This is a genomic window from Xanthomonas sp. NCPPB 901 (assembly GCF_056725085.1).
This window is the reverse complement of sequence record NZ_CM161511.1, coordinates 157,501-178,635: the sequence shown is the minus strand read 5'-3', so window position 1 is coordinate 178,635 and position 21,135 is coordinate 157,501. Positions and strand designations below refer to the sequence as shown.

Sequence of the window (21,135 nt, the reverse complement as noted above, 5' to 3'; positions counted from 1 at the left end):
CATGAGCCTGGCCGACTACCGCCGCAAGCGCCGCTTCGACAAGACCCGCGAGCCGGAGCCCGGCAAGCCGGCGCCGGCGGGGCAGCGGCCGATCTTCGTCGTGCAGCTGCACCATGCCAGCCGCCGCCATTACGACTTCCGCCTGCAAGTCGGCGATGCGCTGAAGAGCTGGGCGGTGCCGAAGGGGCCGAGCTACGACCCCAAGGTCAAGCGCATGGCGGTGGAGGTGGAAGACCATCCGCTGGACTACGCCACGTTCGAGGGCGAGATCCCGCAGGGCGAGTACGGCGGCGGCCATGTCGCCCAGTTCGATCGCGGCGTATGGAGCAGCGCGGACGACCCGGAAGCGCAACTGGCCAAGGGCCATCTGCGCTTCGAACTGTTCGGCGACAAGCTCAAGGGCGGCTGGCACCTGGTGCGCTCGGGCAAGCCGGCGCGGCAACCGCAGTGGCTGCTGTTCAAGGACGACGATGCCTTCGCCGGCGACCTGGAGGCGGACGACCTGCTGGCCGGCGTCACCGCGGCGCCTGCGCAGGACGTCAAGCGCGCCGGCGCCGGCAAACCGAACAAGCGCAAGGCCACGGTCGTCGCCGCACCGGCGCGCAAGGGCCGCCGACCGAACTGGGCCCGGCTGGCCCAGGCGCTGCCGGGCGCGGTGCTGGCCGCGGCACCGGACCGGCCGTTCGCCCCGCAGCTGGCCCGGCTCGGCGACGCACCGCCGCAGGGCGCGCAGTGGATCCACGAGATCAAGTGGGACGGCTACCGGATCCTGGCTACCGTCGCCGATGGCGTGGTGCGGCTGTGGTCGCGCAACGCGATCGAGTGGACCGACAAGATTCCCGAGATCCGCGACGCCATCGCCGCGCTCGGCCTGCGCGCGGCGGCGCTGGACGGCGAACTGATCGCCGGCAAGGGGACAAAAGAGGACTTCAACCTGCTGCAGGCGGTGCTGTCCGGCGAGCGCCAGGGCACGCTGGCGCTGGCCTTGTTCGACCTGCTGCACCTGGACGGCATCGACATCGCCGCCGCACCGCTGTCCGAGCGCAAGGCGCTGCTGCAGCGGCTGCTGCAGGGCGCCGATACGCACCTGGCCTTCAGTTCGCACATCGACGGCGATGGCGACGCCGCGTTCCAGCTCGCCGGCGCGCAGCACTTCGAGGGCATCGTCTCCAAGCGCGCCGACCGCGGTTACCACGGCGGCCGCAGCGACGACTGGCGCAAGACCAAGCAACTGCGCTCGGACGAATTCGCGGTGGTCGGCTACACCGCGCCCAAGGGCAGCCGCAGCGGCTTCGGTGCGCTGCTGCTGGCGCGGCCCGATCCCGAGCACGGCTGGCTGTACGCCGGACGGGTCGGCTCCGGCTTCTCCGATGCGCTGCTGCGCGAACTGAGCGCGCTGATCGGCAAGGCCGGCAGCGCCACACCCAGCGTGCACGTGCCGACCACCGAGACCGACCTGCGCAGCGCGCGCTGGTTCGCGCCGCGCTTCGTGGTGGAAGTGTTCTACCGCGGCATCGGCGGGCAGCAGTTGCTGCGCCAGGCCTCGCTGAAGGCGGTGCGCCCGGACAAGGACATCGCCGACCTCGGCAGCGAAGGCGAGGCGCCAGCACCGCGCGCGGCGGCGGCGAGGGCGACGCCGCCGGCCAGCAAAGCAAAGACAGACAAAACGGCCAAGGCGACCAAAGCGACCAAAGCGACCAAAACGGCAAAGGCGGTCGACGCGAAGGCCGCCGGCGCCAAACGTGGCAAGCGCGGCGTGGCGGCTGCCGGCAGCGCGCGCACGCCGCCGGCGCTGTCCAGCCCGGGCCGGGTCGTGTTCCCCGACATCGGCGCGACCAAGCGCGAGGTCTGGGACTACTACAGCGCGGTGATGGACCACCTGCTGCCGGAAATCGCCGGCCGCCCGCTGTCGATCATCCGCTGCCCGGGCGGGGCCGAGCGCCCGTGCTTCTTCCAGAAGCACCACACCGCCGGATTGGAGCTGGTGTCGTCGGTGCGCTTGAAGGAGGAGAGCGGCACCCAGGCCGAGTATCTGGTGGTCGAGGACGCCGCCGGGCTGCTGGAGCTGGTGCAGTTCAACGCACTGGAGTTCCACCCGTGGGGCGCGCATGCCGCGCACCCGGAGCGTGCCGACCGCGTGGTGTTCGACCTGGACCCGGGGCCGGACGTGCCCTTCGCCGAGGTCAAGCGCGCGGCCACCGACATCCGCAAGCTGCTCGCGCAACTGGACCTGGAGTCGTTCCTGCGCGTGTCCGGCGGCAAGGGCCTGCATGTGGTGGTGCCGCTGGCGCCGGGCTGCGACTGGGACCTCACCAAGCGCTTCGCGCACGGCTTCGCCGACGCGCTGGCGCAGTCGCAACCGGAACGCTTCCTCGCCACCGCCAGCAAGCGCCTGCGCAACCAGCGCATCTTCGTCGACTACCTGCGCAACGGCCGCGGCGCCACCGCGGTGGCCTCGTACTCGCTACGCGCGCGCGCCGGCGCACCGGTGGCGATGCCGCTGGCCTGGAACGACCTGCCCAAGCTGCACCGCGCCGATGCCTTCAAGCTGCGCGACGTGCCGGCCAAGTTGAAGCGGCGACGCAAGGATCCCTGGGCCGGCATCGACGCACTGAAGCAGAACCTGTCGCGCTGGGCCAAAGCGGAGTAAGTGAAGCCCCTCTCTCCCCGGGAGAGGGGTTGGGGTGAGGGTCCGGGCGCCAGAACACCCTACCGACAGCCCCTCATCCCGTCGGCCCTCCCATCACCGGCAGGATCGCGCCATTGATGTAGCTGGCGGTAATGGGCGACGCCAGGAACACGTACGCCGGCGACAATTCCTCCGGCTGCGCCGGGCGCCCCATCGGGTTCTGCTTGCCGAACTCGGCGACCTGCTCGGCGGGCTTGTCGGCGGGATTGAGCGGCGTCCATACCGGCCCCGGCGCGACCGCGTTGACGCGGATGCCGCGCGGCTGCAACTGGCTGGCCAGGGCCATGGTGAAGGCGTGGATCGCGCCCTTGGTCGCCGAATAATCCAGCAGCGACTTGCTGCCGAACAGCCCGGTCTCCGAACCGCTGTTGACGATCGCCGAACCGCGCTTGAGATGCGGCAGCGCCGCGCGCGCCATATGGAAATAGCCAGCGATGTTGGTCTGCAGGGTCTCCTGCAGATGTTCCTCGCGCAGGTCCTCCAACGCATCGCAATGCAGCTGGAAGGCGGCGTTGTTGACCAGCACATCGAGTCCGCCGAAGGCGCGCACGGTCTGCGCCACCGCGTCTTCGCAGAACGCCGGGTCCTTCACGTCGCCGGCGATGGTGATGCAGCGGCGGCCTTCGTGCTCCACGTGCTGGCGGGTGACCTGCGCATCCGCGTGTTCGTCCAGGTACAGCACCGCCACATCCGCACCCTCGCGCGCGAACAGCACCGCCACCGCGCGACCGATGCCCGAGTCGGCGCCGGTCACGATCGCGCTCATGCCGCGCAGCTTGCCGCTGCCCACGTACTCCGGCGCCTCGAAGCGCGGCGGCAGCGCCAGGTCGTGTTCGTTGCCCGGCTTGGCCAGGTGCTGCTTGGGCATGCGCTGCGGCTGCTTGCGCGGTCCGGCCTGGCCGGCATCGCCGCGCTTGGCGCGCTTGGGCGTGGGCTTGGCGTCGCCCGCATCGACCGCGCGCTGCAGCGCGCGCTGCCGCTGCGCGGTCTTGGCGCTGGACGACGGGGTGGCGCTGCGCTTGGTCGGGGCGGACGGGGTGGCGGCGGGACGCTTGCGGGAGGCCATCGGCAGTACTCCGGTGTCGGGAGGAGGACGCGGAGGACGCAGCCCTCCTCGAAGGAAGCAGGAAGGTGGAAAGCAGAAGCGGACTCAGGCGCGGTCGGCCAGGCCGCTGACGCCGGCATACTGGGCGCAGTGCGCGCAGCAGAACATGCGCTCGCCGACCTGCACGCCATGGCCGACGATGCGGCAATCGCAGTGGCTGCAGTGCGGGGCGAAGGCGTGGATCGCGCACTCGAAGGAATCGAAGGTGCCGCTGCGCCCGCCCTGGGTCAGGGTGAAGGCCTGGTCGTAGTCGTTTCCGCAGACATCGCAGGTGGCCATGATCGGCTCCGGTTGCTGGGGGGATCCCGAGTCTGGCCCCGCCCGCGGCCACGATCGGTGAAACCACCGACGGGGTCTCTTCATGCGGCGCAAACACGCGCCGCGACAGGCTCGCGCCATCGATCGAAGGAGACGCCCCATGATCCGCCACCCGCTCGCCCGCCTCGCCCCGTTCGCCGCCGTGCTGCTGCTCGGCGCCTGCAGCACCACCCAGGTCGCGCAGGTGCAGCCGATCGACGGCGTCATCTCCGGCCAATGCCATATCGACAAGGTGCGCGGCGCGGTCGGCCTGGCCGCCTCGCGCATGACGGTCGAACGCGCGCGCGTCGACAGCGACAGCCTCAAGGTGCAGGTGGTCGAGAGCAGCGTCGCCGACAACGGCGCCACCTCCAGCGGCGTGGACAGCGCCAACCGCGGCGCGCGCGAAACCGGCGGCGACCGCCTGACCATCGAGATCGGCCCGACCAACAACATCACCACCGTGTATTGCGGCTGATCCGCGCCGCGCGCCGGGCCGCCGCGCCCGCGCGCGGCGTCGCGGTGCTCAGGCGCGCTTGCGCACCGCAGGCGCGGCCTTGCGCTTGGCGCGGGGACTGCTGCCCTGCACGCTCGCCGCCTTGCGCGGGGCACGTGCGGCCTTGCGCAGCGGCGGCGCCTTGCTCGCGGTGCGGCCGGCGGCCTTGGCCGCCTTGCGCGCCGCCGTGCGTGCCCGCCCCAGATACTTCAGCGTGATCAGATCCCACTGCCGCTCGCCGCGCACGCCCTCGCACAGGCCGTGCAGGCGCCCGCAGCGCCAGCCGTCGAACACGCACGGGTCGATGTAGGCCTTGCGGCACACCGCCGGGGTATTGCCCAGCGCCTCGGCCACTTCGCGGATCACCGCGTTCTGCGCCTGCGCCAGCGCGCGCTCGCCACCGCTGTCCGGCAACGGCAGGGCGGCCAGCCGCTGCAGGGCGGCGCGGGTGCCGCCCCAGGTGCGGAAGTCCTTGGCGGTGAAGCTCTCGCCCATCGCCTCGCGCAGGTAGTCGTTGACCTCGCCCGAGTCCACCGGCTGCAACTGGCCGTCGTCGTCGCGGTACTGGAACAACGCCTGCCCGGGCAGTTGCTGGCAGCCGCGGATCAGCTTGACCAGGTGCACGTCGTCGACCTCGATGTCGTGCTCCTGGCCGCCCTTGCCGCGGAACTGCAGCCGCGCGCGGCCGCCCTTGACGAAGGCCAGGTGGCGGTTGCGCAGCGTGGTCAGGCCGTAGGAGCGGTTGCTGCGCGCGTATTCGGCGTTGCCCACGCGCACCAGGGTCTCGGCCATCAGCGCCACCACCATCGCCAGCACCTTGTCGCGCGGGTAGCCGGGCAGCGCCAGGTCGCGGCGCAGGCGCCGGCGCAGCCGCGGCAGCGCCTGGCCGAAGGCGACGATGCGCTCGAACTTGCCGTCGCCGCGCACCTGCGCCCAGTCGGGGTGGTAGCGATACTGCTTGCGCCGGCGCGCGTCGCGGCCGGTGGCCTGCAGGTGGCCGTTGTCGCGCGCGCAGATCCACACCTCGGTGTAGGCCGGCGGGATCGCCAGCTGGCGGATGCGCTGCAGGGTGGCGGCGTCGCGCACCGCGCTGCCGTCGGGCATGCGGTAGCCGAAGCCCTTGCCGGCACGGCGCCGGGCGATGCCCGGTTCCTGGTCGCTGACGTAGACCAGGCCCGCGCTGCTGGCGGCCTGGCGGGACTGCCGGGCACGCGCCGCATCGGCCGCGGCGGTGGAACGGGACGCGTTGGACATCGGACCTCCGGAAGCCGGAACCGCGGCCCGCGCCGCCGGTTCCACGAGCCCGGATTGTCGGCAGCGCAGCGGCTACGGCGCGTGATGCCGGGGACGCCGCGCCGCTTAACGTGTGACGAATGCGCCGTGTCCCATGCTGCCACGGTGGAACGTGCGTCGCGCCGGCAGACACCGCAACGGCCGTCGGTGCGTCGGCGGCGCCGTTCGCCGCCGATGGCCGCGGCCGGTCTCAAAGCGCGACGCACGTTCTAGCGCGGGTGATGCCCGTGCAGGCGAGATGCGTTGGCGGTGCGCGGTGCGGAACTGGCGGGAGGCGCGGGGCAAGGCAGACCGCGCGGCGCCGGCGCCGCGCCGCGGGCGGCCAACCCGCCGGGAAGCGCCCTGTGCCGCGGGAGACCGCGGGGCGCGCCGTGTTGCAGGCGGCCCGCCGGGCCACGGTCTCAACGCGCCACCGGACGCTTCGCGCTCGTCTCAACGGCATCACACGCTCTATGCTGGCCCCCATCTTCCCTCCATCCATCAGGAGCCCCGATGAGTACACCCCTTTCCTCCCGTGCGTCCACGCGTGCCGGCCTGCTCGGCACGGCCTGCCTGGCGCTGGCCCTGGCCGCCTGCGGCGCGCCGCCGCCGGACGAGCAGGAACAGGTGACCGCCAAGGCGCAGGCCGCCGCGCAGCAGGCCGCCGCGCCGGATCCGGCCAACGCCCCGGACGCCCCGCCGGTGGGCAGTTGCGACGCCTCGCAGGCACAGGGCCTGGTCGGGCAGACCTTCGAGCCGGCGCTGCTGGACCAGGCGCGCAGCGACACCGGCGCCAAGACCGCCCGCGTGCTCAAGCCGAACCAGGTGGTGACCATGGAGTTCAACGGCGAACGGCTCAACATCGAGGTCGACGAGAAGAACCAGATCACCGGCGTGCGCTGCGGCTAGGCCGCCGCCCGGGCCCCCGGCGCGGCGGCGGCGACAGCGCCGCCGCCGGCGCCGAAGTTGCAGGTGTAACGGTGTGTTGCGGCACCGCACCAACTATGTTTTAGTCGGGATTCCGGTGACCTCAAGAAGCGCTCCAGGATAGAGCGGGGGCGAGTGTCGCCGCGTTCCTTCGGATCGCTTTCAGAGGCAGACATGGCCCCCCGCAACCGCCACGGGCTCTACGACCCCCAAGACGAGCGCGATGCCTGTGGTTTCGGCATGGTCGCGCAACTCGACGACCAACCTTCGCGGGCGCTGGTGGATACCGCCATTGCCGCTCTGTCGCGCATGACCCATCGCGGCGGCGTCGCCGCCGACGGCCTCACCGGCGACGGCTGCGGCCTGCTGATCCGCAAGCCCGAGCCGTTCCTGCGCGCGCTGGCGCGCGAGGCCGGCCTGAATGTCGGCGCGCGCTTCGCCGCCGGCCAGGTGTTCCTGCCGCGCGACGATGCCGATGCCGCCGCGCGCTGCCGCCAGGTGCTGGAAGAGGAGCTGCGGCGCGTCGGCACCCAGCCGTGCGGCTGGCGCCTCACCCCCACCGACGACAGCGTCTGCGGGCAACTGGCCAAGGACACCCTGCCGCGCATCGAACAGGTGTTCGTCGACGCCGGCGCCGAGCAGGGCGAGGACGCCTTCGCCCTGGCCCTGTTCCTGGCGCGCCGCCGCGCCGAGCAGCGCCTGCGCGACGTCGCCGATTTCTACGTCACCACGCTCTCGCCCAACGGCATCAGCTACAAGGGCATGGTGCTGCCGGACAAGCTCAGCACGTTCTACCCGGACCTGCAGCGCAACGACCTGGCCTCCAGCGCCATCGTGTTCCACCAGCGCTTCTCCACCAACACGCTGCCGCGCTGGCCGCTGGCGCACCCGTTCCGGCTGCTCGCGCACAACGGCGAGATCAACACCATCGAGGGCAACCGGCACTGGGCGCAGGCGCGCAGCAAGGTGTGGAAGACCCCGCGCTTCGACATCGCCGAGTTCGATCCGGTGATCTCCATGCACGGCTCCGATTCGCAGAGCCTGGACAACATGCTCGAGCTGCTGGTCGCCGGCGGCATGGACCTGCTGCAGGCGCTGCGCATCCTGGTGCCGCCGGCCACGCAATCGCTGGAGTTCAAGGACGCCGACCTGGCCGCGTTCTACGAGTTCTACGGCCTCAACACCGAGCCGTGGGACGGCCCGGCCGGCATCGTCGCCTGCGACGGCCGCTACGCCGCGTGCATGCTCGACCGCAACGGCCTGCGCCCGGCGCGCTGGATGCTGACCTCCGACCGGCATTTCCTGGTCGCTTCCGAAGCCGGCGTGTGGGAACTGCCGGCCGAGCGCGTCACCCGCAAGGGCAAGCTCGGCCCCGGCGAGATGATGGCCATCGACCTCAAGCGCGGCGACCTGCTCGACTCCGACGCCATCGACCGCATCAACCGCGGCCGCGCCCCGTACAAGCAGTGGCTGCAGCAGGGCGTGACCTACCTGCAGACCGAACTGATCGACCCCTCGCTGGTCGAGGAGCCGTTCGACGAGCGCACCCTGCGCAGCTACCACAAACTGTTCCAGCTCAGCACCGAGGAAGTGGAGCAGGTGCTGCGGCCGCTGGCCGAGACCGAGCAGGAAGCCACCGGCTCGATGGGCGACGACACCCCGATGGCGGTGCTCAGCCGCCACACCCGGCCGCTGTACGACTACTTCCGCCAGGCCTTCGCGCAGGTCACCAACCCGCCGATCGACCCGCTGCGGGAAGACTGCGTGATGTCGCTGACCACCCAGCTCGGCAAGGAGACCAACATCTTCCATGCCGGCCCGGAGACGGTGAACCACGTCATCCTCAACTCGCCGGTGCTCAGCCAGCGCAAGCTGCGGCAGTTGCTGAAGATGCCGCAGTACCAGACCCGCAACGCGCAGATCGACCTGTCCTACAGCGTCGAGGAAGGCCTGGAGGCCGGCCTGAAGCGCATCTGCGCCGAGGCCGAACAGGCCGCGCGCGACGGCAAGGTCATGCTGCTGCTGACCGACCGCTACCCGGTGCCGGAGCGGCCGATGGCGCATGCGCTGCTGGCCACCGGCGCGGTGCACCACCACCTCTCGCGGGTCGGCCTGCGCTGCGACGTCAATCTGATCATCGAGACCGGCACCGCCCGTGATCCGCACCACATGGCCTGCCTGCTCGGCTTCGGCGCCACCGCGGTGTATCCGTACCTGGCCTACCAGACCCTGTTCGACCTGGGCCGGCGCGGCATCCTCATGCTCAAGAGCGGCGGCGAGCAGACCCAGATCGGCCGCAAGTACCGCAAGGGCATCTACAAGGGCCTGTCCAAGATCATCTCCAAGATGGGCATCTGCACCATCGCCAGCTACCGCGGCGCGCAGTTGTTCGAGATCGTCGGGCTGGATCCGGACGTGGTCGCGCTGTGCTTCCCCGACACCGCCGCGCGCATCGGCGGCGTCGGCCTGGCGCGGCTGGACACCGAGGCGCGGCAGCTGACCGCGCGCGCCTGGAACGACCTGCTCAAGCCGGAAGTGGGCGGCCTGCTCAAGTACGTGCACGGCGGCGAGTACCACATGTACAACCCGGACGTGGTGCTGACCCTGCAGCGCGCCACGCGCAGCGGCCTGCAAGCCGACTGGGACGCCTACGCGGCCGCGGTGCACGGGCGTCCGCCCTCCGCCCTGCGCGACCTGCTGCAGCTCAAGCGCGCCGCCACGCCGACGCCGCTGGACGAGGTCGCCCCGGCCGAGGACCTGCTGCGCCGCTTCGACACCGCCGCGATCAGCCTCGGCGCGCTGTCGCCGGAGGCGCACGAGGCGCTGGCGATCGCGATGAACCGCCTCGGCGGGCGCAGCAATTCCGGCGAAGGCGGCGAAGACCCGGCGCGCTACGGCACCGAGAAGCGCTCCAAGATCAAGCAGGTGGCCTCCGGCCGCTTCGGCGTCACCCCCGAGTACCTGGTCAACGCCGAGGTGCTGCAGATCAAGGTCGCGCAGGGCGCCAAGCCCGGCGAAGGCGGCCAGCTGCCGGGGCACAAGGTCAACGAACTGATCGCGCGGCTGCGCTACGCCAAGCCGGGCATCGGCCTGATCTCGCCGCCGCCGCACCACGACATCTATTCGATCGAAGACCTGGCGCAGCTGATCTACGACCTCAAGCAGGTCAATCCGGGCGCACTGGTGTCGGTGAAGCTGGTCAGCCATGCCGGCGTGGGCACCATCGCCGCCGGCGTGGTCAAGGCCGGCGCCGACCTGATCACCGTGTCCGGCCACGACGGCGGCACCGGCGCCAGCCCGGTCAGCTCGATCCGCTACGCCGGCGTGCCGTGGGAACTGGGCGTAGCCGAGTCGCACCAGGCGCTGGTCGCCAACGACCTGCGCGCGCGCACCATCCTGCAGACCGACGGCGGCCTGAAGACCGGACTGGACGTGGTCAAGGCGGCGATCCTGGGCGCGGACAGCTTCGGCTTCGGCACCGGGCCGATGATCGTGCTCGGCTGCAAGTACCTGCGCATCTGCCACCTCAACAACTGCGCCACCGGCGTGGCCACCCAGGACGAGCGCCTGCGCGCCAACCACTTCGTCGGCCTGCCCGAGCGCGTGGAGAACTTCTTCCGCCTGCTGGCCGAGGAAGTGCGGCAGTGGCTGTCGTACCTGGGCGTGCGCTCGCTGGACGAGATCGTCGGCCGCACCGAACTGCTGCAGCAGCTGGACGTGTCGCCGCGCGAAGGCGTGCGCGTGGACCTGTCGCGGCTGCTCAAGGACGTGCGCCACGACGGCGGCCACTGCGCCGCGCAGCGCCTGTACGAATCCCCCGACAGCCTGGCCACGCAGATGGACGGCCTGCTCGCCGACGCCATCGCGCACAAGCGCGGCGGCGACCATCGCTTCCTGATCCACAACACCGACCGTTCGATCGGCGCGCGCCTGTCCGGCGCCATCGCCCGCGTCCACGGCAACCACGGCATGGACGATGCGCCGCTGACCCTGCGCTTCCGCGGCTCGGCCGGGCAGAGCTTCGGCGCGTTCAACGCCGGCGGCCTGCACCTGGAACTGGAAGGCGAAGCCAACGACTACGTGGGCAAGGGCATGGCCGGCGGCCGCCTGGTGGTGCGCCCGCCGCGCGGCGCGCGCTTCGAGGCGCGCAGCACCGCGATCATCGGCAACACCTGCCTGTACGGCGCCACCGGCGGCGAGCTGTTCGCCGCCGGCCGTGCCGGCGAGCGCTTCGCGGTGCGCAACTCCGGCGCGCTGGCGGTGATCGAAGGCGCCGGCGACCACTGCTGCGAGTACATGACCGACGGCATCGTGCTGGTGCTGGGCAAGGTCGGGCTGAACTTCGGCGCCGGTTTCACCGGCGGCCTGGCCTACGTGCTCGACGTGGACCGCGATTTCGTCGACCGCTACAACCACGAACTGATCGACATCCACCGCATCTCCGCCGAGGGCTTCGAGAGCCACCGCCAGCACCTGCACAAGCTGATCAGCCGCCACCGCGAACTGACCGGCAGCATCTGGGCGCAGCAGATCCTCGACGAGTTCCGCGACTATGTCGGCAAGTTCTGGCTGGTCAAGCCGAAGGCGGCGAGCATCGAGTCGTTGACCGAGTCGCTGCGGCGCGCCGCTTGATGGCGGCGCCGGGAATCGGGAATGGAGCATCGGGAATGGTAAAGGCCCGGTTCTCCCCGTTTCCTACCGCGCACGCAGATTCGCTTTTGCCATTCCCCATTCCCCATTCCCGGTTCCCCACACCATGAGCCGCAAGCACGCCTTCCAGTTCCTCGACCTGCCCCGGCAGATGCCGCAACGCATTCCGGTGGAACTGCGCACCTCCGGCGACTGGAACGAGCTGTACGGCAAGTTCGACAAGGCCGACGCGCAGTACCAGGCCGGGCGCTGCCTGGATTGCGGCAACCCGTACTGCAGCTGGAAGTGCCCGGTGCACAACGCCATCCCGCAGTGGCTGCAGCTGGTGCAGGAGAACCGCATCGAAGAGGCCGCGGCGCTGTGCCACAGCACCAACCCGCTGCCGGAAGTGTGCGGCCGGGTGTGCCCGCAGGACCGCCTGTGCGAAGGCAGCTGCACGCTGGAGGAATTCGGCGCGGTCACCATCGGCGCGGTCGAGAAGTACATCGTCGACACCGCCCTGCACAACGGCTGGCGCCCGGACCTGAGCCAGGTCGAGCCCACCGGCAAGCGCGTGGCGGTGATCGGCGCCGGCCCGGCCGGGCTCAGCTGCGCCGACCGCCTGGCGCGCGCCGGCATCCAGGCGGTGGTGTACGACCGCTACGAGCAGATCGGCGGCCTGCTGCAGTTCGGCATCCCCAGCTTCAAGCTGGACAAGAGCGTGATCGGCAAGCGCCGCGAAGTGCTCGAAGGCATGGGCGTGCAGTTCCGCCTGGGCGTGGAGATCGGCCGCGACGTGAGCCTGGAACAGCTGCTCGGCGAGTACGACGCGGTGTTCCTGGGCACCGGTGCCTACCGCTACACCGACGGCGGCCTGCCCGGGCAGGACCTGCCCGGCGTGCTGCCGGCGCTGCCGTTCCTGGTGCAGAACAGCCGCATCGTCGGCGGCAACGATCCCTGGGGCCGGCCGATCGCCGGCTGGGAAGACAAGATCGCGCTGCCCGACCTCAGCGGCAAGCGCGTGGTGGTGCTGGGCGGCGGCGACACCGGCATGGACTGCGTGCGCAGCGCGATCCGCCTGGGCGCGGCCAAGGTCACCTGCGCCTACCGCCGCGACGAGGCCAACATGCCCGGCTCGGCGCGCGAGGTGGCCAACGCGCGCGAGGAAGGCGTGCGTTTCCTGTTCAATCGCCAGCCGCTGGCGGTGGAAGCCGATGCCGCCGGCAACCTGGCCGGCGTGCGCGTGGTGCAGACCCGCCTCGGCGAGCCGGACGCGCGCGGGCGCCAGGCCGCGGTGCCGGTGGAAGGCAGCGAATCGCTGCTGGACGCGGACGTGGTCATCATCGCCTTCGGCTTCTCGCCGAGCGTGCCCGAGTGGCTGGCCGCGCAAGGCGTGGAAGGCAGCGCCAACGGCCGCATCCTCGCCGGCGGCAGCGAACCCGATGGCAGCGGCCGCCTGCCGTACCAGACCACCAACCCGAAGCTGTTCGCCGGCGGCGACGCGGTGCGCGGCGCCGATCTGGTGGTGACCGCGGTGGCCGAAGGCCGCGATGCCGCGGCCAGCATCGCCGCCTGGATCGGCAACCGCCTGCCGGTGACCACCCAGGCCGCCGCCTGAGCGCCCGCGCGCGGCGCCGTCGGCCGCGCGCGAGCACGTCTCTACCTGGCCAGCGACGTCCACAGCGACCGCCTGGGCGATACCGCGCGGCGCTTCCCGCATCGCGCGGCCCGGGACTGCCGTCACGCCGATGCCGTCGGTTGCACCACAGGCCTCGCGTGGAGGCGGACACAGGCCGCGCGCAGCGGCCGAGCCAGGTGAATGGCGAGCTAACATCGGTACGTTCATGCTGGCGGTCGCAAGGGCGATCCTTGCACGCTTGTGCCTGCCCTCCCGTGCTGCCCCGACCGGGATGGCGCCTCCCCTCCCCCAAGGAAGCTCCCCCCATGTCGCTTTCCTCGTCGTGTTCCCCGCGTTGGCGTTCCCTGCCGCTGGCGCTGCTGCTCGCCGTCGCCTGCAACGCCGCCGCCGAAGGCCGCAGCGTGCTCAAGTACGCCGGCGTCAACCTGGCCGGCGCCGAGTTCAACTCCGCCAAGAAACCCGGCGTGCTGTACAAGGACTACACCTACCCGACCGCCAGCGACTACGCCTACTTCGCCAGCAAGGGCATGAACACCATCCGCCTGCCGTTCCTGTGGGAACGCCTGCAGCCCACCGCCAAGGGCGAGTTCGATCCGGCGCAACTGGCACTGTTGAAGAAGGCGGTGGAGCAGGCCAAGGCCAACCACCTGTACCTGATCCTGGATCCGCACAACTACGCCAAGTACAACGGCGCGCTGGTCGGCAGCGAGGGCGCCCCGGACGCGGTGTTCGCCGATTTCTGGCGGCGCCTGGCCGACGCATTCAAGGGCGACGACCACGTCATCTTCGGGCTGATGAACGAACCCAATGCGGTGTCCTCCACCCAATGGGCCAGCGCCGCACAGGCGGCGATCGACGCCATTCGCAAGGCCGGCGCCGACAACCTGATCCTGGTCCCCGGCACGCTGTGGAGCGGCGCGCATAGCTGGCTCAAAACCATCAACGGCGCGTCCAACGCGGTGGCGCTGCAACCGCTCAAGGATCCGCGCAACCGCATCGCGTTCGAGGCGCATCAGTACCTGGACGACGACAGCAGCGGCACCAAGCGCGAATGCGTCGGTGCCAGCGCCGGGCCCGACCGGCTGGCCGGCTTCGTCAACTGGCTGCGCGAGAACAAGAAGGTCGGCTTCATCGGCGAGTTCGCCACCCCCGACACGCCGCTGTGCAACCAGGCGCTGGAGAACATGCTCAGCTACATGCAGAAGAACGACGACGTCCTCCTCGGCTGGACCTGGTGGGCCGCCGGCGCGTGGTGGAAGCCCGACTATCCGTTCAACGTGCAGCCCGGCAAGGATGGCAGCGAGAAGCCGCAGATGGCGATCCTGTCCAAGTACGCCCGCGAGATCACCGGCAAGAAGTGAGCCGCCGTTGCCGGCGCCGCGTGCCGGCAACGCCCTGCGCATCCCCGCACCTCGGCGTGCAGCGTCGGCCACGCGCACGCCCGGCATCGTGCGCGCAGCGCTAGATCCAGTACCGGTTCGCGCTGCCAATCGCGGCACAGATCCATGCTTGCGCGGCTGCGATGCATCGCCTCGCCATCGGCAATGCACTACGGTGTACGCACACCGTTGTCATCAGCCCGGCCGGCCGTCCTCGATCGACCGGGTCCCCCCCTGATGCCGAAGGAGGCCCCCCATGATCGTGCGCAGCTTGCGTCGGCGGTCGTGGCACGCCTGGCGTGCCGTCCTGCTGCTCTGCCTGTCCGTTCCGCTGCCGTCGTTGCAGGCGCAGGAGGCGCTGCGCTTTGCCGGCGTCAACCTGTCCGGCGCCGAGATCACGCCGTCGAAGATCCCCGGCACCGTCGGCGTCGACTACACCTATCCGCGCAGCAGCGACTACACGTATTTCGCCGGCAAGGGCATGAACCTGCTGCGCCTGCCGGTGCGCTGGGAACGCCTGCAACCGCAGCCGCGCGGCCCGCTCGACGCGGCGCAACTGGCGCTGATCGACGACGCCGTGCGCCAGGCCAAGGCGCAGGGCATGTATTTGATCGTGGACATCCACAACTACGCGCGGTACGACGGCCGCCTGATCGGCAGCAGCGACCTGCCGGTCGCCGCCTTCGTCGACCTCTGGCAGCGCCTGGCGCATGCCTACGGCAGCGACAATGCGGTGGTGTTCGGGCTGATGAACGAGCCGCACGGGATCACCCCGGCCGCGTGGGCCGCCGCCGCACAGGCCACCGTAGATGCGATCCGCGACACCGGCGCCAGCAACCTGATCCTGGTGCCGGGCGCGCTGTGGACCGGCGCGCATAGCTGGTACACGCCGGTGGACGGCACCTCCAACGCCAGCGCGTTGGCGTCGCTGCACGATCCGCTGCAGCGCGTGGCGATCGAAGTGCACCAATACCTCGATGCCGATTCCAGCGGCACCAGCCCGGTCTGCGTCAGCGACGACATCGGCGCCGAACGCCTGCGTGCGTTCACCGGATGGTTGCAGGAGACCGGCCACCTCGGCTTCCTCGGCGAATTCGCCGGCGCCGACAATCCGGTCTGCCGGCGCGCACTGGACGGCATGCTCGCCGACATCGCGCAGCATCCGACGCTGTGGCTGGGCTGGAGCTATTGGGCCGGTGGCGCCTGGTGGCGCGAGGACTATCCGTTCAACGTGCAGCCCGACGCCGACGGCCGCGACCGGCCGCAGATGGCGATCCTCGCCCCCTGGGCGCAGCGCATCACGCGCTGAGTGCAGTGGCGTAGGCGCGCGCCACATCGCATCGCAGTGGCACCGTGCCGTCGCAGTGTCGAACTGCGACGCACGGCACTGCCTGTTCGCGATGACTGCACGCGCTCTGGCATGGCGGTTGCAGCGTTGCGCATGGCCGCGCACGCCGCATCGCGGCGCCGGCCGCTCTTTCCCCACGAAGGATCCGCCATGCCACGCAAGACCCGTACTTCCCATTTCTCGCAGCGCTGGCGCCGCGCCGCGCTGTGCCTGACGCTGGCGGCCTGCATGCCGCTGGCCCAGGCCCAGCAGACGCTGCGCTATGCCGGCATCAACCTGGCCGGCGCGGAGTTCAATTCGGCAAAGAAGCCGGGCGTGCTGTTCAAGGACTATGTGTATCCCACCGACGCCGACTATGCGTATACCGCCGCGCAGGGCATGAACATCGTGCGCCTGCCGTTCCTGTGGGAGCGGCTGCAGCCGCTGGCCAACGGCCCGCTGGACACCGCGCAACTCGACGCGTTGCGTACCGCGGTCGAGCGCGCCAAGCACTACGACCTGCAGCTGATCCTGGACGTGCACAACTACGCCAAGTACGACGGCGTGCGCATTGGCGGCGACGCGGTGCCGGCGGCGGCGCTGGCCGATCTGTGGCGACGCCTGGCGCTGGTCTTCGGCAACGACCCGACCGTGGTGTTCGGGCTGATGAACGAACCAAACGGGCTTGCCTCCGGTGACTGGGCCGCCATCGCCCAACAGGCCATCGATGCGATCCGCGGCACCGGCGCCGACAACCTGATCCTGGTCCCCGGCACCGCCTTCAGCGGTGCGCACAGCTGGAACAGCACCTGGTACGGCGTGTCCAACGCGCAGGCCTTGCTCGCGGTGCGCGACCCAGCCGGCAACCTGGCGTTCGAGGTACATCAGTACCTGGATCCCGACTCCTCCGGCACCAGCCCCACCTGTGTCGGCACCGGCATCGGTGCCGAACGCCTGCAGGCGTTCACCCAGTGGCTGCGCGCCAACGGCTATCGCGGCTTCCTCGGCGAGTTCGGCGGCAGCAGCGACCCCACCTGCCTGGCCGCGCTCGACACCATGCTCGGCTACGTCCACGACAACGGCGACGTGTGGCTGGGCTGGACCGCCTGGGCCGGCGGCGCGTGGTGGCGCAGCGACTATGCGTTCAACCTGCAGCCGGACAAGAACGGCGCCGATAAGCCGCAGATGGACGTGCTGGCGGTACGCGCGCAGCAAGTCACGCAGTGACCGCAGCAAGGCCAGGGTCCGCCGCGGCGGTGTGGCGATCGCGCGGCGATTGAGTCGGTACCGCGATCGGGCGCAGACTGTCGCACCTCTTCCGCACGGATCGACGCATGCGCCTGGGCCTGGCCGCCAACCGACTGCACCACCAGGGCAAGGATGCCGCGCTGTTCCGCTGGCTGCGCGCCAGCGAAGCCGGCATCCGCGAACTGCAGCTCGGCCTGCACGCGATCGGCCGCACCCACGAGGCGATCGTCCGCGCCGGGTTGCTGGCCGGCTATGCCGGCCTCAAGCGCTATCCGTTCGGCCGCGAGGGTGGCCTGATGAAGCTGGTGGCCGAAGTGGTCGGCCTGGAGGGCGCCGAGCGGACCCTCGACGGCGCCATCTACCTGATCGATCCGGTCGACCCGTCCTCGATCTTTCCCGAGGCGATCGCGCTCAAGCGCCAGTGCGTGATCCACGGCAAGCCGTTCATTTCCACCGTGGCCAGTGCCCGCGACTGGGTGGAGATGGAGCGCATCCATGCCGCGCTGCCACCGGACCGTGGCGCCGACGATCTGTACGCGCTGCAGCGGCAGACCCTGGCGCTGATCGCGCACGACGCGATGAAGCCGCAGATGCTGGCCTTTGCGAGCGAGCACTTCGAACTACTGTCGCGCTTCGCCGAGCGCGTGGCCACCGGCACCACCGGTCAGCGGCTCAACGAACTGGCCTGGAGCCGTGGCTGGCCGCAAGGCCAGGAGTGGGTGCACCGCTACCAGAGCGGTCCGATGGGCGGCGACGCGCAGATCGCCGATCGCGTGCTGGAACGGCGCTGCCACCGCGCGATCTTCTTCGAGGATCCGCACGTGGCGCGCCAGCACGAGGCCGACATCCAGTTGCTGGAACGCGCGGTGACCACAGTCACCGACAGCGCCGTGTGCATCACCTCGCCGGTGATCGCCGCGCGCTGGGCGCAGGCCGCCGCACGCCGGCCTGAGTCGGCCTGAGGCCTCCGGACCGACGCGATCGCCTCGCGCGCGGACCGTCGACAGGACACGCCGCGACCACCGGTTGCGCCCGGGGGCAGAGCGCGTACAAGGCCAGCCTGCGGCCGAGCGCGACACTGCCGCTGACGTCCACCGCTGTGGCCCGTGACGCGCACGCATCCCGGCGACAACGCAGCGGTTTGGGCCATCCGCCGTTCACCGCAAGGTGCCTACAGTCGCTGCGACATTGCTCGCCGACCCTGGCTCCGGAGATCGCCATGCCTCGTCCATCGCACGCCGTTCTCGGCGTGATGCTTGCCGGATTCGCGCTGGCGCACAGCGCGCCCGCCGCCGCGGTGCAGCGGCTGTGGCCGACCACCGAGCAGTGGCAACGGCTGCACGCCGCGGCCGCCACCGATCCGGCCTGGCGCGAGATCGAAGCGGCGCAGGCCCGGCTGGCCGATGCGGCACGTGCACAGGGTGCGCACCCGCTCGACAACCTGAGCACCGGCGGACGCCTGCGCGGCGATCCGGTGAAGGCGGCGACCGAGGCCAGCCTGGGCGACATGCCGCGCATCCAGGCGCTGGCGCTGCGCTACGCCCTCGATGGCACGCGCGCCGACGCGCTGGCCGCCGGCGACCAGCTCGCGCAATGGGCCGCGCGCAATGTGCCCAACGGCAACCCGATCGACGAGACCGGGCTGGAACCGGCGATCTTCGCTTACCGCATCGTTCGTCCAGCGCTACCCGACGCACAGCGCCGTGGCATCGATGCGTGGATGCGACGCATCGCCGACGCCGAGATCGGCTCGCGCGATCTCAAGCGCAAGACCGCCACCAACAATTGGCACAGCCACCGCCTGAAGACCCTCGGCATGATCGGCGCCGCGCTCGACGACACCCGATTGTTGGACTACGCCCGCAGCGGCTTTCGCCAGCAGATCGCCGACAACCTGCTGCCCGACGGCCGCAGCATCGATTTCGTCGAACGCGATGCGCTGTCCTATCACGTCTACGACCTGCGCCCGCTGGTGACGCTGGCGCTGCTGTTCTCCGAGCGCGGCGAGGATCTCTATCACTGGCGCGCGCCGAATGGCGCATCGCTGGCGCGCAGCGTCGACTGGCTGCTGCCGTATCTGCGCGGCGAGCGCAGCCACGCCGAGTTCGTCGGCAGCCAGGTCCCCTTCGACAAGGCGCGCTCGGACAACGGCGAAGCCGGCCACGTCATCGGCACGCCGTACGCGGCCGAGGGCGCACTGCCACTGCTGATGCTTGCCGCGGCCTACGATCCGGCCTGCGCCCGCCTGGCCCAGCAACTCGATCACGGCACGGCGTCCTTGCGGCTGTCGATCAGCACATTGCCGGATTCGCGGCGCTAGCGCCGTCGTACCTCCGCAAGCATCGGAACGTCTTCATCCAGCGGCGGCCTCGCGGAGGGACTGCAACGCGACTACAGCGGCACGCGCCATTGCGCATCTTCAATGCAGTGGTGTCGGGGCATCGCAGATCGGTCTGGGGCGCGATGCCTCGGTCCGTTTCCTGATCTGACCATGCAAGCACGCCGCGCGGCGGAGCGGCGCATGTCCTGTCCGCACCACCAATGACGCCTTCAGGACACCTCGATGCACCTGCTTCCGCCCCCCTGGGGCGGGCCCCTGATTGAGCTGTGGGAGCGGCGTCAGCCGCGATGGGCTTTACCGGTGAGGGCAGGCGCCGCTGCCAATGGGTCCATTTCAGCCTGACGATGCGGCCACGCGCGGCAGTGCGCTTTTCCCAGGCGCAATAAAAAATCCCCGTCCTTGAGGGACGGGGATTTGGGGTAAAGCCCCTGGCGATGACCTACTCTCGCATGGCTTGAGCCACACTACCATCGGCGCAGCTGCGTTTCACTTCCGAGTTCGGGATGGGATCGGGTGGTTCCACAGCGCTAATTTCACCAGGGAGACGGTTGGAGTGTCGCCGCGTGCGGTACTCGGTCGATGGACCGAGGACGGCATGGGCGCCAGCCTCTCATAGGGTGTGATGTAGCGAGCGAGTGAGAGCGATCGACGTGTGTCGCGCTAAGGGATGCTTATGAGGAAGCATCTTGAGGTTATATGGTCAAGCCGCACGGATCATTAGTATCAGTTAGCTCAATGCATTGCTGCACTTACACACCTGACCTATCAACCACGTAGTCTACATGGTTCCTTAAGGGGACTTGTGTCCCGGGAGATCTCATCTTGAGGCGCGCTTCCCGCTTAGATGCTTTCAGCGGTTATCGCTTCCGAACATAGCTACCCGGCAATGCCACTGGCGTGACAACCGGAACACCAGAGGTTCGTCCACTCCGGTCCTCTCGTACTAGGAGCAGCCCCTCTCAAATCTCCAACGCCCATGGCAGATAGGGACCGAACTGTCTCACGACGTTCTGAACCCAGCTCGCGTACCACTTTAAATGGCGAACAGCCATACCCTTGGGACCGACTACAGCCCCAGGATGTGATGAGCCGACATCGAGGTGCCAAACACCGCCGTCGATATGAACTCTTGGGCGGTATCAGCCTGTTATCCCCGGAGTACCTTTTATCCGTTGAGCGATGGCCCTTCCATACAGAACCACCGGATCACTAAGACCTACTTTCGTACCTGCTTGATCCGTCGATCTTGCAGTCAAGCACGCTTATGCCTTTGCACACAGTGCGCGATGTCCGACCGCGCTGAGCGTACCTTCGTGCTCCTCCGTTACTCTTTAGGAGGAGACCGCCCCAGTCAAACTACCCACCATACACGGTCCCCGATCCGGATAACGGACCTAGGTTAGAACGTCAAGCACGACAGGGTGGTATTTCAAGGATGGCTCCACCACAGCTAGCGCCATGGTTTCATAGCCTCCCACCTATCCTACACAGACGAACTCAACGTTCAGTGTAAAGCTATAGTAAAGGTTCACGGGGTCTTTCCGTCTTGCCACGGGAACGCTGCATCTTCACAGCGATTTCAATTTCACTGAGTCTCGGGTGGAGACAGCGCCGCTGTCGTTACGCCATTCGTGCAGGTCGGAACTTACCCGACAAGGAATTTCGCTACCTTAGGACCGTTATAGTTACGGCCGCCGTTTACTGGGGCTTCGATCAAGAGCTTCGCCTTGCGGCTGACCCCATCAATTAACCTTCCAGCACCGGGCAGGCGTCACACCCTATACGT

Annotated in this window: 13 protein-coding genes and 2 rRNA genes (1 of these 15 only partly in view); 10 read left to right on the top strand and 5 right to left on the bottom strand. The window is 69.7% G+C overall.

Annotated features, from left to right (window positions below; translation table 11 throughout):
• The first annotated feature begins 1 nt into the window (after window position 1).
• The gene (ligD, locus tag AC1PME_RS00720; protein ID WP_481096999.1) at window positions 2-2,650 is read left to right on the top strand and encodes a DNA ligase D; all 2,649 of its coding nucleotides are present in this window, start codon (window positions 2-4) and stop codon (window positions 2,648-2,650) included.
• Between the two features lie 73 nt (window positions 2,651-2,723).
• Here the strand turns inward: ligD and AC1PME_RS00715 are convergent, their stop codons facing one another.
• On the bottom strand, window positions 2,724-3,755 hold the full coding sequence (locus tag AC1PME_RS00715; protein ID WP_481096998.1) for an SDR family oxidoreductase: 1,032 nt from the start codon (window positions 3,753-3,755) through the stop codon (window positions 2,724-2,726).
• A gap of 84 nt (window positions 3,756-3,839) precedes the next feature.
• Window positions 3,840-4,073, bottom strand: coding sequence for a hypothetical protein (locus tag AC1PME_RS00710; RefSeq protein WP_481096997.1), 234 nt, complete (start codon window positions 4,071-4,073; stop codon window positions 3,840-3,842).
• 139 nt (window positions 4,074-4,212) lie between these two features.
• On the opposite strand from AC1PME_RS00710, the gene AC1PME_RS00705 reads away from it, so the two are divergent.
• A complete protein-coding gene (locus AC1PME_RS00705; protein ID WP_481096996.1) occupies window positions 4,213-4,569 on the top strand; it encodes a hypothetical protein in 357 nt (118 codons plus the stop codon).
• 48 nt (window positions 4,570-4,617) lie between these two features.
• Here the strand turns inward: AC1PME_RS00705 and AC1PME_RS00700 are convergent, their stop codons facing one another.
• Window positions 4,618-5,910 carry a DNA topoisomerase IB gene (locus AC1PME_RS00700; protein ID WP_481098041.1) on the bottom strand — a complete coding sequence of 431 codons (1,293 nt, stop codon included), beginning with the start codon at window positions 5,908-5,910 and terminating at the stop codon, window positions 4,618-4,620.
• 462 nt (window positions 5,911-6,372) lie between these two features.
• Here AC1PME_RS00700 and AC1PME_RS00695 point away from each other — a divergent pair, with 462 nt between their 5' ends.
• The 8 genes from AC1PME_RS00695 (at window position 6,373) to AC1PME_RS00660 (ending at window position 19,328) form a co-directional block, all read left to right on the top strand.
• Window positions 6,373-6,768: an I78 family peptidase inhibitor gene (locus AC1PME_RS00695; protein ID WP_254459822.1), complete on the top strand. Its 396-nt coding sequence runs from the start codon at window positions 6,373-6,375 to the stop codon at window positions 6,766-6,768.
• 192 nt (window positions 6,769-6,960) lie between these two features.
• The gene (gene gltB, locus AC1PME_RS00690) at window positions 6,961-11,418 is read left to right on the top strand and encodes a glutamate synthase large subunit (protein ID WP_254459821.1); all 4,458 of its coding nucleotides are present in this window, start codon (window positions 6,961-6,963) and stop codon (window positions 11,416-11,418) included.
• Window positions 11,419-11,542: 124 nt separating this feature from the next.
• Window positions 11,543-13,033, top strand: coding sequence for an FAD-dependent oxidoreductase (locus AC1PME_RS00685; protein ID WP_481096995.1), 1,491 nt, complete (start codon window positions 11,543-11,545; stop codon window positions 13,031-13,033).
• A gap of 326 nt (window positions 13,034-13,359) precedes the next feature.
• Window positions 13,360-14,415, top strand: a complete 1,056-nt coding sequence (locus tag AC1PME_RS00680) for a glycoside hydrolase family 5 protein (RefSeq protein WP_481096994.1) — start codon at window positions 13,360-13,362, stop codon at window positions 14,413-14,415.
• A gap of 274 nt (window positions 14,416-14,689) precedes the next feature.
• Complete coding sequence (locus AC1PME_RS00675; protein WP_254459818.1) at window positions 14,690-15,742, top strand: glycoside hydrolase family 5 protein; 1,053 nt, start codon at window positions 14,690-14,692, stop codon at window positions 15,740-15,742.
• Window positions 15,743-15,931: 189 nt separating this feature from the next.
• Entirely contained in the window at window positions 15,932-16,987 is a 1,056-nt protein-coding gene (locus tag AC1PME_RS00670; protein WP_481096993.1) for a glycoside hydrolase family 5 protein, read from the top strand.
• A gap of 107 nt (window positions 16,988-17,094) precedes the next feature.
• Window positions 17,095-17,970: a methylglyoxal synthase gene (locus tag AC1PME_RS00665; protein ID WP_307547650.1), complete on the top strand. Its 876-nt coding sequence runs from the start codon at window positions 17,095-17,097 to the stop codon at window positions 17,968-17,970.
• 179 nt (window positions 17,971-18,149) lie between these two features.
• Window positions 18,150-19,328, top strand: a complete 1,179-nt coding sequence (locus AC1PME_RS00660) for an alginate lyase family protein (RefSeq protein ID WP_481096992.1) — start codon at window positions 18,150-18,152, stop codon at window positions 19,326-19,328.
• A gap of 447 nt (window positions 19,329-19,775) precedes the next feature.
• On the opposite strand, the gene rrf is transcribed toward AC1PME_RS00660, so the two are convergent.
• Window positions 19,776-19,890, bottom strand: a 5S ribosomal RNA gene (rrf, locus tag AC1PME_RS00655).
• Between the two features lie 155 nt (window positions 19,891-20,045).
• Window positions 20,046-21,135, bottom strand: a 23S ribosomal RNA gene (locus tag AC1PME_RS00650) (it continues 1,790 nt past the right edge of the window).